General features: G+C 61.6%; 12 protein-coding genes and 1 pseudogene. 6 read left to right on the forward strand and 7 right to left on the reverse strand.

What is annotated here, in order from left to right:
• Window positions 1-40: 40 nt before the first annotated feature.
• Window positions 41-301 (forward strand): annotated as a pseudogene (locus tag P3S72_RS11525) (transposase); the annotation flags it as partial.
• A gap of 92 nt (window positions 302-393) precedes the next feature.
• On the forward strand, window positions 394-1155 hold the full coding sequence (locus P3S72_RS11530; protein WP_276197413.1) for an SDR family oxidoreductase: 762 nt from the start codon (window positions 394-396) through the stop codon (window positions 1153-1155).
• Window positions 1156-1241: 86 nt separating this feature from the next.
• Here the strand turns inward: P3S72_RS11530 and P3S72_RS11535 are convergent, their stop codons facing one another.
• Both P3S72_RS11535 and baeS read right to left on the reverse strand, forming a co-directional pair.
• Entirely contained in the window at window positions 1242-1925 is a 684-nt protein-coding gene (locus P3S72_RS11535) for a response regulator (protein WP_276197414.1), read from the reverse strand.
• 3 nt (window positions 1926-1928) lie between these two features.
• The gene (gene baeS, locus P3S72_RS11540) at window positions 1929-3314 is read right to left on the reverse strand and encodes a sensor histidine kinase efflux regulator BaeS (protein ID WP_276197415.1); all 1386 of its coding nucleotides are present in this window, start codon (window positions 3312-3314) and stop codon (window positions 1929-1931) included.
• 144 nt (window positions 3315-3458) lie between these two features.
• On the opposite strand from baeS, the gene P3S72_RS11545 reads away from it, so the two are divergent.
• The 4 genes from P3S72_RS11545 (at window position 3459) to P3S72_RS11560 (ending at window position 9959) form a co-directional block, all read left to right on the forward strand.
• Window positions 3459-4643 carry an efflux RND transporter periplasmic adaptor subunit gene (locus P3S72_RS11545; RefSeq protein WP_276197416.1) on the forward strand — a complete coding sequence of 395 codons (1185 nt, stop codon included), beginning with the start codon at window positions 3459-3461 and terminating at the stop codon, window positions 4641-4643.
• A gap of 2 nt (window positions 4644-4645) precedes the next feature.
• Window positions 4646-7780 (forward strand): efflux RND transporter permease subunit, encoded by a 3135-nt coding sequence (locus P3S72_RS11550; RefSeq protein WP_276197417.1) that lies wholly within the window; start codon window positions 4646-4648, stop codon window positions 7778-7780.
• Window positions 7777-9171 (forward strand): efflux transporter outer membrane subunit, encoded by a 1395-nt coding sequence (locus P3S72_RS11555; RefSeq protein ID WP_276197418.1) that lies wholly within the window; start codon window positions 7777-7779, stop codon window positions 9169-9171. Before P3S72_RS11550 ends, P3S72_RS11555 begins: the two co-directional genes overlap by 4 nt.
• A gap of 86 nt (window positions 9172-9257) precedes the next feature.
• Window positions 9258-9959 (forward strand): VacJ family lipoprotein, encoded by a 702-nt coding sequence (locus P3S72_RS11560; protein WP_276197419.1) that lies wholly within the window; start codon window positions 9258-9260, stop codon window positions 9957-9959.
• 95 nt (window positions 9960-10054) lie between these two features.
• On the opposite strand, the gene P3S72_RS11565 is transcribed toward P3S72_RS11560, so the two are convergent.
• The 5 genes from P3S72_RS11565 to P3S72_RS11585 all read right to left on the reverse strand — a co-directional run bounded on the left by P3S72_RS11565 (window position 10055) and on the right by P3S72_RS11585 (window position 16036).
• Window positions 10055-11053 carry a helix-turn-helix domain-containing protein gene (locus P3S72_RS11565; protein ID WP_247396543.1) on the reverse strand — a complete coding sequence of 333 codons (999 nt, stop codon included), beginning with the start codon at window positions 11051-11053 and terminating at the stop codon, window positions 10055-10057.
• A gap of 71 nt (window positions 11054-11124) precedes the next feature.
• Complete coding sequence (locus P3S72_RS11570; RefSeq protein WP_276197420.1) at window positions 11125-12603, reverse strand: aldehyde dehydrogenase family protein; 1479 nt, start codon at window positions 12601-12603, stop codon at window positions 11125-11127.
• Between the two features lie 72 nt (window positions 12604-12675).
• Window positions 12676-13524: a VOC family protein gene (locus P3S72_RS11575; RefSeq protein ID WP_276197421.1), complete on the reverse strand. Its 849-nt coding sequence runs from the start codon at window positions 13522-13524 to the stop codon at window positions 12676-12678.
• 22 nt (window positions 13525-13546) lie between these two features.
• Window positions 13547-15193: a bifunctional 3-(3-hydroxy-phenyl)propionate/3-hydroxycinnamic acid hydroxylase gene (locus P3S72_RS11580; RefSeq protein ID WP_276197422.1), complete on the reverse strand. Its 1647-nt coding sequence runs from the start codon at window positions 15191-15193 to the stop codon at window positions 13547-13549.
• Window positions 15194-15223: 30 nt separating this feature from the next.
• Window positions 15224-16036, reverse strand: coding sequence for an IclR family transcriptional regulator (locus P3S72_RS11585; protein ID WP_247396551.1), 813 nt, complete (start codon window positions 16034-16036; stop codon window positions 15224-15226).

Here is a 16036-nt window from a genome sequence, read left to right on the forward strand (position 1 = left end):
CACCCCTTTAGGCGAGAATGCTCGCCTAAAGGGGTGTCAGATGAGCAAACAACGCCGCTCCTTTACGGCTGAATTCAAACGCGAGGCTGCCGACCTCGTGCTCAAGCAAAACTGCCGCTACATCCAAGCCAGCCGCTCACTCGGCAGGGGTGAGTCAGCGCTGCGCCGCTGGGTTGACCAGGTCCAGAAAGGTCGCCAAGGCGTCACGCCGCAGAGCAAGAAGCTGACCCCAGAACAGCAGGAAATTCAGGGGCTGGAAGCTCGGATCGCCCGGTTTGAGCGAGAAAAATCCATTTTGAAAATGGATACCTGCCTATCGTGACCGCCTGATGCCGACGTTGCCCGCTGGGTGCTACGGTGATGGCTTTCTAGCAACCCATTCGAGATGTCCCTATGAAACCCAATCCGACAATCGATAACGTATTACGCGTCGCGTTGGTTACAGGGTCCACTTCCGGTATCGGCGCAGCCATTGCACGTGCACTAAGCCGGGCAGGCTATGCAGTGGTGCTCCATTCGCGAAATTCTGCGGATACGGGACGCGCTATGGTTGCCGAAATGAAGCAGGCTATTTACGTGCAAGCGGATCTTGCGTTCGAAGCTGACAGGGCCAGGCTTATTAACGAGGCGATCGCCGCGTGGGGGCAGCTCGACGTATTGGTCAATAACGCCGGTATTAGCAGAGTCATTCCGCACGGCGACCTTGCCTCGGCCAATTCGACGGTGTGGCACGAACTTAACGAGATTAATGTCGTGGCGCCGTTCCACCTCGTCGCATTGGCCGAGTCGGCATTGCGCGATGCCGCCCGTTACCGTCGAGCAGGTTGTGTCGTAAACATCAGTTCGCATGCCGGTATCCGTCCTAAGGGCGCATCGATTCCCTATGCGGTAAGCAAAGCTGCGCTTAATCACATGACCCGCTTGCTCGCGGTATCGCTGGGGCCAGACATTCGCGTAAACGCTGTGGCGCCTGGCTTGGTCGATACGCCTCTGACCGCCGAGTGGACAGAGGCCCAAGAGTTGTGGCGAACTCGCGCACCTATGCGCAGGGCCGCTAGCCCAGACGACATCGCAAACGCTGTTGTAATGCTGGTCGAGTCGGACTACTTAACCGGCGAGATACTCCTCTCTGACGGCGGGTTGAATCTGACCTAGGTTTAGCGTGCTCCGGTATCTGGAGGTGGTTGCAGGCGTTCCGCTTGCGCCTCGTTGACGGTGCCGATGTGTATTATTCCGAGATCTCAGGCCTCGGAAAGCTGAAACCGATAACCGACCCCATACAACGATTCGATGGGCGTTTCCCCTGGGCACGCCTGCTCCAGCTTGCGCCGCAAGTTGCGGATATGGCTGTCCACGGTGCGGTCGGTGACCACGCGGTGGTCGGAGTAGATCTTGTCGAGCAGTTGGTCACGGGAAAACACTCGCCCGGCGGAACGTGCAAAGGTGCTGAGCAGTCGCAGCTCCAGGGGGGTGAGGTCCAGTGCGATGCCGTCTATTGAAGCGCGATATTGCGCTTCGTCGATCAGCAGTCGCGGCGCGGAGTTGACCAGCAGTTGGGGGCCGCGGCGCAGGATGGCCTTGACCCGGGCCACCACCTCCCGTGGGCTGAAAGGCTTGCAGATGTAGTCGTCGGCGCCCAGGTCCAGGCCCAGCAGGCGGTCCACCTCTTCGACGCGGGCGGTGATCATGATGATGGGCACGGCGCTGAAACTGCGCAGGTCCTGGCAGACTTGCATGCCGTCTCGGCCGGGCAGCATCAGGTCGAGCAAGATCAGGCGCGGTGTTTGCGCACGCACTGTCGGCACTACCTGCAAGCCGTTGTCCAGGCACTGGGTCGAGTAGCCTGCCGCGACCAGATAATCCTGCATCAAGGCGGCCAGCTTCGGTTCATCTTCGACGATCAGGATCGGGTTTTTGTCGCTCATGGTTCAGATATTCCGTGGCAAGCGCAGGGTCAGCCAAAGGCCGCCGAGGGGCGAGTGAGCGGCGCTAAGGCTGCCGCCGTGGGCGAGGGCGATGTTGTGACAAATCGCCAGGCCCAGACCGGCTCCGCCACTGGCACGGTTGCGCGATGATTCGCCGCGATAGAAGCGCTCGAACAGGCGCGGCAACTGCTCGGCCGAAACCCCGGGGCCGGAGTCGATAAAGTCGATGCACACGTGGGTGCGATCCACGACGGCGCGGATGCGTATGAGCCCGTTTGGGTCGGTGTAGCGCACGGTGTTTTCCAGCAGGTTGGAAAACAGTTGCTGCAGGCGATTGGCATCGGCCAACAATTCCATAGGCTGGAACGGCAGGTCCAGTTCGACGCGCAGGTGCCGGTCGTTCAGGCGCTCTTGGAACATCGACACGCTGGCTTGCAGCAGTTGATCCACTGCGCACGCGCTCTTGCGGTAGGTCAGCGCGCCCACATCCGCCAGGGACAGTTCATACAGGTCATTCACCAGCTTGCTGAGCATGCTGACCTCACCTTGCAAAGACTTCATCGAGCCTGGGTTCAGGGTGCGTACACCATCCTCGATGGCCTCCAACTCGCCGCGCAACACCGACAGCGGGGTGCGCAACTCGTGGGAGACATCAGCCATGAATTCGCGGCGCATCTGTTCATTGCGCTCCAGGGTATAGGCGAGTTGGTTGAAGTCACGGGCCAATTGGCCCACTTCATCATTGGAGGCCACCGCCACCCGGCCGCTGTAGTCGCCGCTGGCCAGGCGGTGGGTCGCCGCGGCCACCCGTTTGACCGGCTCCAACAGCGTGCGGGCGATCCACCAGGCAATCAGCATCGCCAGCACCAGCGAAAAGGCGCCCATCACCAGGCTGGTGCGTAACTGGTATTGCTGGAACCGTTCGCCGCCGGCTTCGGTCACGCTCTGGAACGGGGTCACGGCCAGCCAGCCAACGGTTTCGTCGGCCACCACAATCGGACGTAACAGGGCGTCGTCGCCGATATCCGGGTAGCCGTTCACGCGTTTTTTGTGTTCATCCAGCAAGGCCATGCGAAACAGCGCGCCTGTCAGGTCCGACGCCATGGGCGTGCGCAAATCGTTCTTCGCCGGATCTTCGCCGAGTTCGGGCCGCATAATGTCGAACCAGCGATCCGACCGGTTGCGCAGGAACTCCCAGCTGCCTTCACGCGCGTAGGCACTGGCCAGGCGCGGTAGCACGGGCGCCATGCGGTCCAGCGCCTGCTCATTGAGATAGCCGAGAAAGCCCCTTCCAAAACTCCAGCTCGTCGCCACCCCCATGCTCAGGATGACCAGCAGCACACCGGCCAGTACCGCAATAAACAGCTTGGTGGAGATACTCAGCTTCATGCAGGAGGGCCGTTAAGAATGGATCGAACCATTTAGGCCCTGGCGACGAAAAGATTCAACCCGGTCGGGCAATCTTCAATTTTCCTGCACATTTGCCTTGCACGATAGCGCTGACTCAAGCAATCCCGTCTTGTAGAGGCCGTTATGTCGACGAAAATCATCGCCAAATACCTGGTAACCGCCGCGGTTTGCCTGTCTTTGTTCATCCTGGTCCTGCTGGGCGGTTGCTCCGGTGGCAAGCCGGAACCTCAAGCGATCACCCCCAAAGTCTCGGTGATCAGCGTAAAACCCCAGAGCCAAGTACTGACCACCGAGTTGGCGGGACGCACCCAGGCCTTCATGGTGGCGCAGATTCGTCCGCAAGTCGGCGGTATCGTCCAGCGGCGGTTGTTCGTCGAGGGCGCGGATGTCAAGGTCGGGCAAGCGCTGTACCAATTGGATGCGGCGTCCTATACCGCCGCGCTGGCGCAGTCCGAGGCGAGCCTGGTCAAGTACCGCGCCACGCTTAAATCGGCGCAGACCACCGCCAAGCGCGACGCCGAACTGGTGAAGATCAATGCCATCAGTCAGCAAACTAACGAAGACGCTCAGGCGACCTTGCTGACGGCCGCCGCCGACGTGCAAGTCGCCGAGGCGGAAGTCCAAACCGCACGGATCAACCTGGCTTACACGCGCATCACCTCGCCGGTCAGCGGGCGCATTGAAACGTCCACGGTGACCCCGGGCGCGCTGGTGGTGGCCAATCAGGACAGCGCATTGACCACCGTGCAACAACTCGATCCGATCTATGTGGACGTGACCCAATCGACCACGGAACTGCTGCGGCTCAAGCGTGACCTGGCCAGCGGCGTGTTGCAGTCCAATGGCAACGGCGAGGCGCGGATCAGCCTGAAGCTGGATGACGGCAGCACCTACAACCAGACTGGGCGGCTCAAGGTCAGCGGGGTGAGTGTCAACGAAGGCACGGGCACCGTCACCCTGCGTGCCGAATTTGCCAACCCGGACCACCTGCTGTTACCGGGCATGTATGTGCGCGCGGTGCTGGAACAGGCGCGCAATGACCAAGCCATTCTGATCCCGCAAAAAGCGGTGAACCGCAGCGCCAGCGGTGTGACCACGGCGTTGCTGGTGGTCGATGGCAAGGTTGAACAGCGTGAGCTGACCGTCGATCGCGCGGTGGGTAATCAGTGGTGGATCACGGCGGGCCTGAAGGCCGGTGATCAGTTGGTCGTCGAAGGCGGACAAAAAGTCCGTGCCGGCGCCGCCGTCCAGGTGCAGGACGCCAATGCTCCGGCGGCCACGCCGTCCACCCCTGCGAAGGAGGGTTAAGCGTGGCGCACTTTTTTATTGATCGACCGATTTTCGCCTGGGTCATCGCCATCGTGATCATGCTCGGTGGCAGCCTGTCCATCAGCCAGTTGCCGCTGGAGCAATACCCGGACATCGCGCCACCCACGGTGAAGATTTCCGCGACCTACACCGGGGCCTCGGCCAAGACCGTGGAAGACTCGGTGACCCAGGTCATCGAGCAGCAGATGAAAGGCCTGGATAACCTGACCTACATGTCGGCCACCAGCAGCTCGGCGGGCAGCGCCAGCATCAGCTTGACCTTTACCGCCGGCACCGACCCGGATGTGGCCCAGATGCAGGTGCAGAACAAGCTGCAACAAGCCGAGTCGAGGCTGCCGCAATCGGTACAAAGCGAAGGCCTGACCGTGACCAAGGGCGGCTCGGATTTCTTGATGATTGTTGCCCTGGCCTCGGATGACCCCAGCGTTACCGGCACTCAGATCGGTGACTACATTTCCACCACCTTGCTGGACTCCATCAGCCGCATTGACGGCGTCGGTGATGTGCAAACGTTGGGATCAGGCTACGCCATGCGTATCTGGCTGGACCCGGCCCTGTTGGAAAAATACGCGCTGATGCCTTCGGACGTCAGCAGTGCCCTGGAGGCGCAGAACACCGAAGTCTCCGCCGGGCAGCTCGGTGCCCTGCCGGCGATCAAGGGGCAGCAGTTGAACGCGACGATCAGCGCCCGCAGCAAACTGCAGACCGTCGAAGCGTTTCGCAATGTGGTGGTCAAGTCCAACAGCGATGGCGCCGTGGTGTTGCTGGGCGATGTCGCGACCTTGGAGTTGGGCAGTGAAAGCTACGACATCAGCACCGCCCTCAACGGCAAGCCCGCCGCTGCCATGGGGGTGCAGTTGGCGGCAGGCGCGAATGCGCTGAACGTCGGCAAGGCGGTCAAGGCCAAGCTCAAAGAAATGGAGCCGTTCTACCCGACAGAAATGCAGCTTAAAAATGTGATTGCCTACGACACCACGCCATTTGTCAGCCTCTCCATTGAGGAAGTGGTCAAGGCCTTGGGCGAAGCCATCGTGCTGGTGGTGTTGATCATGTTCCTGTTCCTGCAAAACCTGCGCGCGACGCTGATCCCGGCGATTACCGTGCCGGTGGTGCTGCTGGGCACGTTCGGCGTGTTGGCGGTGTTTGGCTATTCGATCAATACCTTGACGATGTTTGCCATGGTCCTGGCGATCGGCTTGCTGGTTGACGACGCCATCGTGGTGGTCGAAAACGTTGAGCGGCTGATGGGCCAGGGACTATCGCCCGTGGCGGCCACGCGTCAATCGATGCGTGAAATCACCAGCGCACTGGTCGGCATCACGATGGTGCTGAGCGCGGTGTTTATCCCCATGGCGTTTTTCGGCGGTTCCACCGGGATTATCTATCGGCAGTTTTCGGTGACCATTGTCTCGGCCATGGTCTTGTCGGTGTTGGTGGCGATGACCCTGACACCCGCGCTCTGCGCCTCGTTGCTCAAAACGCACGACGGCCAGGGGCAGGGTGCTCAGCACGGGTTCTTCGGCTGGTTCAACCGTACCTTTGAACGTGCCAGCGTCGGTTACGAGTGTTGGGTGGGTGCGGTGTTGCGGCGCTGGGGGCGCAGCCTGTTGCTCTATGGCGGAGTGCTGGTGGTCATGGCGGTGGGCTACATGAGCCTACCCACGTCGTTTCTGCCGGACGAAGACCAAGGAATCCTCCTGGCGCAGATCCAGTTGCCGGTCGGCGCGACGGACAGCCGTACCCAGGCCGTGGTCAAGCAGTTCGAGGACTACATCCTCAAACAGCCCGAAGTCGAAGCGATGATCAGCATCAGCGGGCTGGGCATGGGCGGTAACAGCCAGAACACCGCGCGGGCGTTTATCCGCCTCAAGGACTGGGGCGAACGCGGTGGGCCTGGCCAGGGTGCGGCGGCGATTGCCCAACGGGCGACCATGGCGCTCTCCAGCATCGGCGATGCCGACGCTTTCGTCATGCAGCCTCCGACCGTGCGCGGTCTGGGCCAGAGCTCGGGGTTCGACCTGCAACTCAAGGACCTCGGTGGCCTGGGCCATGATGCGCTGGTGGCGGCCCGCGAACAGTTTCTTGAGCTGGCCAGAAAAGATCCGCGCTTGCTGGGGGTTCGCAGCAACGGCCTGGACGATGCGCCGCAGCTCAAGGTCAGCATTGACGACCGCAAGGCCGGCGCCCTGAGCCTGAGTACCAGCGATATCAACACCACCTTGTCGACGGCGTTGGGCGGTACTTATGTGAATGATTTTCTCAACCAGGGTCGGGTGAAAAAAGTCTATGTGCAGGGTCAGGCATCCGCGCGCATGCAGGCCGCGGACCTTGATCATTGGTTCGTGCGCAACAGCAGCAATGAAATGGTGCCGTTCTCATCGTTTGCCAGCAGCACCTGGAGTTACGGCTCACCCTTGCTGGAACGCTACAACGGCAACGCCTCCCTGGAAATCGTCGGTGACCCCGCGCCAGGCGTGAGCTCCGGCGACGCCATGGACGCGGTGGAAGCCATCGTCCGGCAATTGCCCCAGGGCATCGGCTACGAGTGGACAGGGCAGTCCTATCAATTACGCCTGTCCGGGTCCCAGGCCCCGCTGCTCTATGCACTTTCCGTATTGTTTGTGTTCCTGTGCCTGGCTGCGCTCTACGAGAGTTGGTCGGTGCCGTTTTCGGTGATTCTGGTGGTGCCCCTGGGGGTGATCGGTGCGGTGCTGGCGACCCGCGTCGCCGGGTTGAGCAACGACGTGTATTTCCAGGTGGGGCTGTTGACCACCGTGGGCCTGGCCGCGAAAAACGCGATCCTGATCGTGGAGTTCGCCAAGCACCTGCAAGAGCAGGGCAACAGCCTGATCGACGCGACGCTGATCGCGGTGCGCCAACGCCTGCGGCCGATTCTGATGACGTCCCTGGCCTTCATGTTCGGCGTGTTGCCGCTGGCCTTGAGTACCGGCGCAGGCTCCGCCGGGCGCCAGGCCATCGGTACGGGCGTGCTGGGCGGTATGTTCAGCGCCACGGTGCTGGGGATCTTCTTTGTACCGCTGTTTTTTGTGCTGATCCGCCGCCGTTTCGGGCGCGAGCGCAGCGCTAATCAATCTGCTCCGACAGGTGATGCATGATCAAGTCACACTGGCCTTTGCTGGCTGCCATGGTCCTGGGTGGCTGCGTCAACCTGGCGCCCCAGTATGAGCGTCCTGAAGCGCCCGTCTCCGGGCAATGGCTGCCGGCGGCCAGCCTGCCGAAAGGGCAGGTGGGCGCCGATGTCAAATGGCAGCAGTTCTTTACCGACAGCCGCCTGGCGCAGTTGCAGACGTTGGCGCTGGCCAATAACCGTGATTTACGCCTGGCAAGCCTGAATGTCGAAAAGGCTCAGGCGCAGTACCGCATCAAGCGCGCGGACCTGTTTCCCACCCTTGATGCGAGCGTCAGCGGCACCCACAGCCGTACACCCGGGTCGTTGTCCAACACCGGTACGGCGGCCACCACCCACGATTACAGCGCGCAATTGGGGCTGAGCAGTTATGAACTGGACGTGTTTGGTCGGGTACGTAACCTTCGGGATGAGGCGCTGGAAGACTACCTGGCGCTGACGGAAACCCGACGCAGTACGCAAATCAGCCTGGTGGCCGAAGTGGCCACCGCCTGGCTGACCCTGGCCGCCGACAACGAACGGCTGCTGCTGGCCCAGGAAACCCTGACCAGCCAGTTGGCCACCTACGACCTGACCCAAAACAGCTATGCCCTGGGCGGCTCCTCCGCGCTGTCGGTGGCGCAAGCCCAGACCACGGTCGAGTCGGCGCGCGGCGATGTGGCGTCCTACGAGAGCCAGATTCTGCAGGACCGCAATGCCTTGCGCCTGTTGGTCGGCAGTGACCTTCCCGAGGCACTCTTGCCGGGCACGCACTTGGCGTCGGCGGCGGTGCTGGTGGACATACCGGCGGGCCTGCCTTCGAGCCTCTTGCAACAACGCCCGGATGTGCTGTCGGCGGAACACACGCTCAAGTCGGCGAATATCGACATCGGCGCGGCCCGTGCGAAGTTTTACCCCAGCATCAGCCTGACCGCCGACGCTGGCTCGTCCAGCTCGGCATTGGCCGGCCTGTTCAAATCCGGCAGCGGTGCCTGGACCTTTGCCCCGAGCATCAGCGTGCCGATTTTCGACGGCGGGAGTAACCGCGCGACCCTGGATTCGGCCAAGGTCGAGCGCGACATCCAGATACAGACCTATCAGCAAACCCTGCAGACCGCGTTCCGCGAAGTGGCCGACGCGCTGGCCGTGCGCAGCACCCTGGATCGCCGGATCGCCGCGCAACAGGCGCTGACCGACGCCAGTCGCAAAAGCTTCGAACTCTCGGATGCCTTGTATCGGGGCGGCTCGCAAAGCTACCTGGAAGCCTTGGATGCGCAACGCTCGCTCTACAGCGCCCAACAGGACCTGATCACCCTGCGTCTGACCGAGCAGAGTAACCGCATCACGTTGTACAAAGTGTTGGGGGGCGGTTGGAATTAATGGCTCTGCCAGTTGCACACAGAAGCGCAGCGATGGAACGGCTTGCGTGCGTCAAATCGGCTAACTTCATTCAATGGGAAATAAACATGCGTGCCTATCGTTCCAATTTAAGCCGTTGCGTTCAGGTACTGACCTGCGCCTGTTTCATCACGCTTTCACCCCTTTCCCGGGCGGACTCCGACAAGGACCCCTGGGAACGCATTAACCGCCCGATCTTTTCATTCAATGACACGCTGGATACCTACGCACTGAAACCACTTGCCCAGGGTTATCAATTTGTCACCCCGCGCATTGCGCAAGACGGCATTCATAATTTTTTCAACAACCTGGGAGAGGTCAAGAACCTCGCGAACAATGTACTTCAAGCCAAGTTCCATAGCGCCGGGGTTGATACCAGTCGCCTCTTACTCAACAGCACCCTTGGCCTGGCGGGATTGATCGATGTCGCGACGCCCATGGGGCTGCAGCGCAATGACGAAGACTTCGGTCAAACCCTCGGTTACTGGGGGGTAGGTAGTGGTCCTTATCTTGTACTGCCGCTCTTGGGGCCAAGCACACTTCGCGATGCGCCGGCGATCTTTCCCGATATCTACGCCAACCCGGTTCGTTATATCGGCGACGTGCCTACGCGTAATAGCCTGTACGCCGTGGGCATGATCGACGGACGCGCTCAATATATGAAATCTGAAAAGCTCATCACCGGTGATAAATACAACTTCATTCGAAGTGTTTATCTACAACACCGAGAGTTCAAGATTAACGATGGAAACGTGAAGGACGACTTTTGATCGGTGCGTTTTGCACCTTGAGATCAAGATACGCGCTGACACGATCCAACTGCACCGGCCATCAAAGCCTAGGCTTCGATGGCCGGCGACTGGCGTCATGCCGCAGTAGGTTTCACGCGGGCGTCGCTGGCGGTTTCACGAAACAGCCGGGGCGACATGCCGAATGTCGATTTGAAATGCCGGCTGAAGTGAGAGCTGCTGCCATAGCCCCAGGCATAGGCGATCTCGGTGAGTGAGCGATGGGCCTGGTCGTGGTTGCGCAGGTCCTCGGCGCAACGGGACAACCGCCGCTGCCAGATGTACTCGCTGACACTGCACCCCAGTTCGTCCTGAAATGCCCGATGCAAGCTGCGCACCGAGCACTGCTCGGCATTGGCGATGCGTTCTATGCTCAAGTCGCGGTCAGCCAGGTGACGCTCGATATACGCCTTGAGGCGATTCTGTTTGAAGAAGCGGAAGTCGTGGTCGAGTTGCTTTTCATCTTGCTTGTTCTTCAGCGCATTGTTCAGCAGCCCCGCGATACTGTCGCCGATCAGCCCGGCCGACTGGCTGTTGAGCAAGGGGTATTGGTGGTAAGCGTCGCTGATCAAGTGCATCAACATGCGCCCCAGCCCGTTACGGCCGTTCAAGTGCATGTCGCCGGTCTGCGTCAGTTGCCCGGCGGGGCCCTGGAATAACAGGATAAAGTGCTCGCAGCCCTGGGTACTGGTGACGCTGAAGGGTTTGCCGCAGTCGACCAGGAGCATTTCGTCCGGCGCGACGCTGCTGTTTTGCTGACCTTGCTCGAAGTGGCTGACGCCGGCGACTTGCAGTATCAACATCCGCGGCGTGTCGACGACATCGAGCGCCTTGCTCAGGTGGCGTGAATAGCGATGGGCACTGGCGGTCAGGCGGCAGAAACGCAACTGGCCCAAGTCACCGTATTCCAGGCGGCCCTGGAAGTTGCCGTTGTGCAACGGGTCGATGTTGGTGGACTCCAGGCGCTTTATATACTCCGGCGTGCGACCCAGGTGATCGCTCATGAACTCCTTCCACTTCATCAGCCGATCAGAGCGAACGACCTGATCGGTGGACACGCAGGCTAGATTATTCATTGTTTCGCCTTTTGTTTTTTGTTTTGGGCTGAAGGGGCAAGGTGTGAGCCTTGCCCGCTCCGGACAGACGATCAGAAAGGGTAATTATGGCTCCCGGCTTGCCAGGTGACCCAATGGGCCCGGGTAAACTCATCCAGGGCATAGTGACCGTTGAAGCGCCCAAGGCCGGAATTCTTTTCGCCGCCAAACGGTGCGTTGGGCTGATCGTCGACGGTGATGTCGTTGATATGGGTCATGCCCGCCACGATGCCACGGGCAAAACTCAGGCCGCGCGCCATATCACGGGTAAACACCGCGCTGGACAAACCGTACTCGCTGGCGTTGGCCAACGCCAGGGCATGGGCCTGGTTGTCGGCGATCAGCAGCGGCAGCAACGGCCCGAAGGTTTCATCGCGGGCCAAGGCCTGGTCGGGGCCCACTTCGCCGAAGACATGAGCCGGCAGCACCAGCCCGCGAGCCTGGCCGCCACACAACTGCTTGAGACCGGCGCGCTCGGCGGCCGCGATCTTCCCCAACAGACCGTCGAGCTGGCTCTGGTTGACCACCGGCCCGATCACCGTGTCGGCCTTGGCCGGGTCACCGGTCTTGAGTTTGCGTACACGCTCCACCACCAGGGCCGCGAAGTCGGCATACAGCGAGCGGTCGACAATGACCCGGTTGACGCTCATGCAGATCTGGCCCTGATGCAGGAAGCGTCCGACGACTGCGGCATGCGCCGCTATCTCGATGTCCGCATCTTCCAGCACCACCAGCGGCGCGTTACCGCCCAGCTCCAGGGCCACGCGCTTGATGTGCTTGCCGCCGGTGGCGATGCGCCCGACATTGCGTCCCACGTCGGTGGAGCCGGTGAAGGAAATCAGGCTCGGTATCGGGTGCTCGACGAACGCATCGCCAATCTCCGAACCCGCGCCGACCACCACGTTCAGCGAGCCCGCCGGGAACCCGGCCTCTTCGAACAGATGGGCAATCAACAGGCCGCCGGTAACCGCCGTATCACTGGCGGGCTTGAGCACCACGGTATTGCCCAGCGCAAGGGCCGGCACCACCGAGCGCATGCTCAGGTACAGCGGGAAGTTCCATGGGCTGATCACACCGACCACCCCCAGCGGCTCGCGAAACACGAAGCTCTGTTCGCCAGGCTTGTAGCTGGTCAGGATCCGGCCTTCAACCTGCATCGGCAGCGTTGCACACTCGCGAACCAGGTTGAGGGTGAACTGCCATTCCATGCCCGCCTTGATGCGGGTACTGCCGGACTCGCGGATCAGCCAGTCGATGATTTCTTCGCTGCGGTTCTGGATGACCTGGGCGAGTTTTTCCAGCTGCGCACTGCGCTGGGTCGGGTGCAGCGCTGCCCAGTCGGTTTGCGCGCGCAGGGCAGCCTGGTACGCGTCATCCAGGTCGGCCACCGAGGCCAGGGGCATTTCCAGCAAGGGTTCGTCGTTGAAGGGGTTACGGTCGTCCAGGCGTCGTGCAGAGCGACCTGCACGCCAGGTGCCGTTGATGTATTGATCGCCGTTGATGGCGTAGGCCGCGAGTATTGGAGTTGTCATAGTCTTACCTTAGAGGCAGGTAGCCGCGTCGATTGAGGGTGGGTGAGGGCAGACCCTTTAGGTTGTGCGTATTCAGCTTCGGATCCAGGCGCGTCCCCAGGAGTTGAGGGTGTATTCCTCCTGCGGCCAGACGCCAGGCGGGCGCGTGGCCTCGGTAATCTCCAGCTCGGCCGAGAACTCCAGGCGGTTGCGATCGGCATCGACCACCATGAAGAACAGGTTGTTGCCTGGGCCATGGCGACCCGGGCCGAAGAACAAGGTGATCCGTTCCTTGGCGAAGCGGTCGCCCCAGTCGCGAATGTCGTTCCATTCGTTGGTTTCGTAACAGTGGTGATCCCACTCGTTTTTCGACCCACGGAAGAACGCCAGCGAATGGTGTTCGTCGTCCGAACGCAGGAAGCAGGTGGTGAGCTGGCCGCTTGGCTCGTCGACGACATTGTCCGAGACGGTGAAGCCCACGGTGTTGACGTAGAAGTCGATCATCGCTTCCAGCTCCGTGGTCTGGAACACCACGTGCTGCAGGCGGCCCGGCATGCCGTTGCGGTCGAGCGTGGACGCGCCGCGAGACACGCCAAATACGGTTTGCCGACCCTGGGGGTCACGGATTTGAAAGGCGCCCGCTTCCAGCAGCGGCGAGTCGAGCGCTTCGACGTTACAACCGTTGCCGAGCAGGCGCGTGCGCAGTGCGCTCAAGTGCGCTTGGCTGCCCAGGTCATACGCCGCCGCGAGCAGGCCGCTATGGTCGGCGGGCGAGATCAGCATGGCCCGTTGAGGCCCCTGGAGCAGCCAACTGCCGTCAGCCTGCGCCAGGCCGTCCATGTCCAGCAGGCGCCGATAGAAGTCGACTTGCTGCTGTGGATCTTTGCTCGCCAGGTGCAGGTAGCACAGGCGGGCGGGGGTGGAAGTCTGCAAGGTTTGCATAAACACCTCTGGGTCTGAAGGTTCAGGGGTAGACGGGCGCCATGCCCGGCTCAGCTGCGCAGTGGCTTGTCAGCGTGATGCCGAACAACGCCTGCAAGGATTCGGCGACCTGATCGTGCGTGGTCCTGTCGAAGATGGCGGCGACATAGCGATCCGGGCGCAGCAGCAGAAACTTCTGGCTGTCGCCGAGCAGGTCCTTGAGCGCACTCTCACGGTCTTGCAGCACGGTGCAGCCGGGGATCGACGGCAGCGTCTGAACGTGCGCGGGCAGGATCAGGATGCGTTTGGCCTCCAGGTGGTCCCACAGACCGTGCCGTAGTTCATCAAGGCGTTGGTGGGTCGGGTCGCCATAGTGGATCAGGGCAAAACCGGCACCGATGGTCGTGTCCAGCAGTTGTGTGTGGCCTTGGGCATCGGTCAGCAATGGCTGAGGAAACATTTGCCCGCAGGCCAGCTTCCCGGCCTTGCCTTCGGGCAATACCAGGCCTTTGGTAAACCGCGGTTTGGGCTTGAAGCGCATTTGCAGGAAATAGTCGCGCAGCGGCGGCACCAGGCCGATTAGCGCGAATGCCGTGCTGATCAGGCGAGCCCGCAGCACGGTGGCCGGCGCCATGACCACGCCAAGGTTCAGGGCCAGCTTGATCAAGGCCCAGGCATGGTCGCGCCGCTCGCTTTCGTAAGACAGCAGGGCGGTCGCGGCCATTTGGCCCTTGAGCACGGCGACCAGCTTCCAGCCCAGATTGTGCGCATCGCGAACGCCGCTGTTCATCCCTTGCCCAGCGTAGGGCGGGGTCAAGTGCGCGGCATCGCCGGCGAGAAATACACGGCCGACCTGCCAACGCTCGGCGACGCGGGCATGAAAGGTGTAGACCGTCTTGCGCACAATGGACACCGGGGCATCGCCCTTGAACGGACGCAGCAGCGTGTGCAGGCATTCGGGGGTGAGCACCTGCGCATCGGTTTCGCCCGGCTTGAGCTGGAACTCAAAGCGCCGAGTACGGTGCGGGCCGGGGACTTCCACCACCGGGCGGCGGGCATCGCAATACACGCGGGTCTGCCAGAAGGGGTCGTCATCCTGGTCGGTATCGACCACCAGCCAGCGTGAGGAGAAGCTCGACCCTACCATCTCGATCCCCAGTTGCTTGCGCACCGGGCTGCGACCGCCGTCGCAGGCGATCAGGTAGCTGGCCTTGACGTCGAGCAGTTGGCCATCGGCATCCTTGATCAACGCGCGCACGCCATGCGGGTCTTGAGTGAACTCGAGCAGTTCGTGATTGAAGCGCGCTGTCAGGTTCGCAAAACGTTCAAGGCCGACCTTCAGCGTGCTTTCGAACAGCGGCTGGCGAAACGCATTACGCTTGGGAAACCCATATAACCTGCCGGTGGGCTCGACCTTGCCGAAGCAACGCCCGCCCGCGCGGGTGAAGTAATGCACGCCATAACCGGGCACCACATCACGCAACACGGCGTCATCCAGCCCGATGGCTTGCATGGTGCGCAAGGATTCATCGTCGATCGAGACGGCGCGTGGTTCGGTCACAGTGCCGGGTTTGCGGTCGATGATCAGGGTGTCCACATTGGCCTGGCCGAGGATGTTGGCCAGGGTCAGTCCGGTAGGCCCGGCACCGATGATCAAGACTTGGGTGCTGAAGCTGTTGAGGGTTGTCATTGTTATTCCCTTCCAAAGTTTTCAGTCTGGCTACGCGGGGCGGTGGGTGAGCGTCGCCATGCGCTGCGACAACGCCTGCGCGAGGGCCTGCATGTGTGCCCCTTGTTGCGCTTCCTGTGCGTTGTCGCGCTCCTGAATCGGACGAAGGCAACTGATGCTGCCGACCACCTTGCCGTCGCTGTCGAAGATCGGTGCCGCGAGGCCGTAGACGCCGGGATCAATTTCAGCCGCGCTGGCGACATACCCCTGGCGGCGCAGTTGCTGCAGTGAGCGGCGGAATTGTTCCCAGGTCTGCCCCAGATGGCTGGCGCGCACTTCATCGGGGTTTTCCAGAAACAGCTGGCTGTGCTGGCGCGATGTCATGTTGGCGAGGATCGCCTTCGAGGTTGCGCCAAGGAACAGCGGCCTGGGTGAACCACGGGAGTAGCTGACCTCGCTGAACAAGTCGCCGTGCTGGTGGATACACACCACCTGGTCCTTGAACAGTCGGCAGATCAGCCACACCTGTTGCTCGCTCCAGCGTGGCAGGTCCTGCTCCAGGGCGTGTGCCGCGCGCACCAGCGGGTCGCTCAGGCGCAGTTGGCGGTCCCAGGTGATAATCCGCGCGCCCAGCGCGTAGCGGCCGGCTTCGACCTGAAACAACAGGTTCGCCTCGGCCAACTCGCGTACGTAGCGGTAGATGGTCGACCGCGTGTAACCCAGCGCGGTGCCCATCTCGTCGACCGCCCAGATCGGGCTGGCCTCGGTAAATAAATCCAGCACCCGCAGCATGCGTTCCAGGCTTGAGCCTTTGCTCTCGGCGTCCTGCTCTGGCAGGGGTTCTGATTCAGGTAATGGCTTCAT

Source organism: Pseudomonas sp. D3 (genome assembly GCF_029320995.1).
Classification (GTDB): Bacteria; Pseudomonadota; Gammaproteobacteria; order Pseudomonadales; family Pseudomonadaceae; genus Aquipseudomonas; species Aquipseudomonas paraveronii.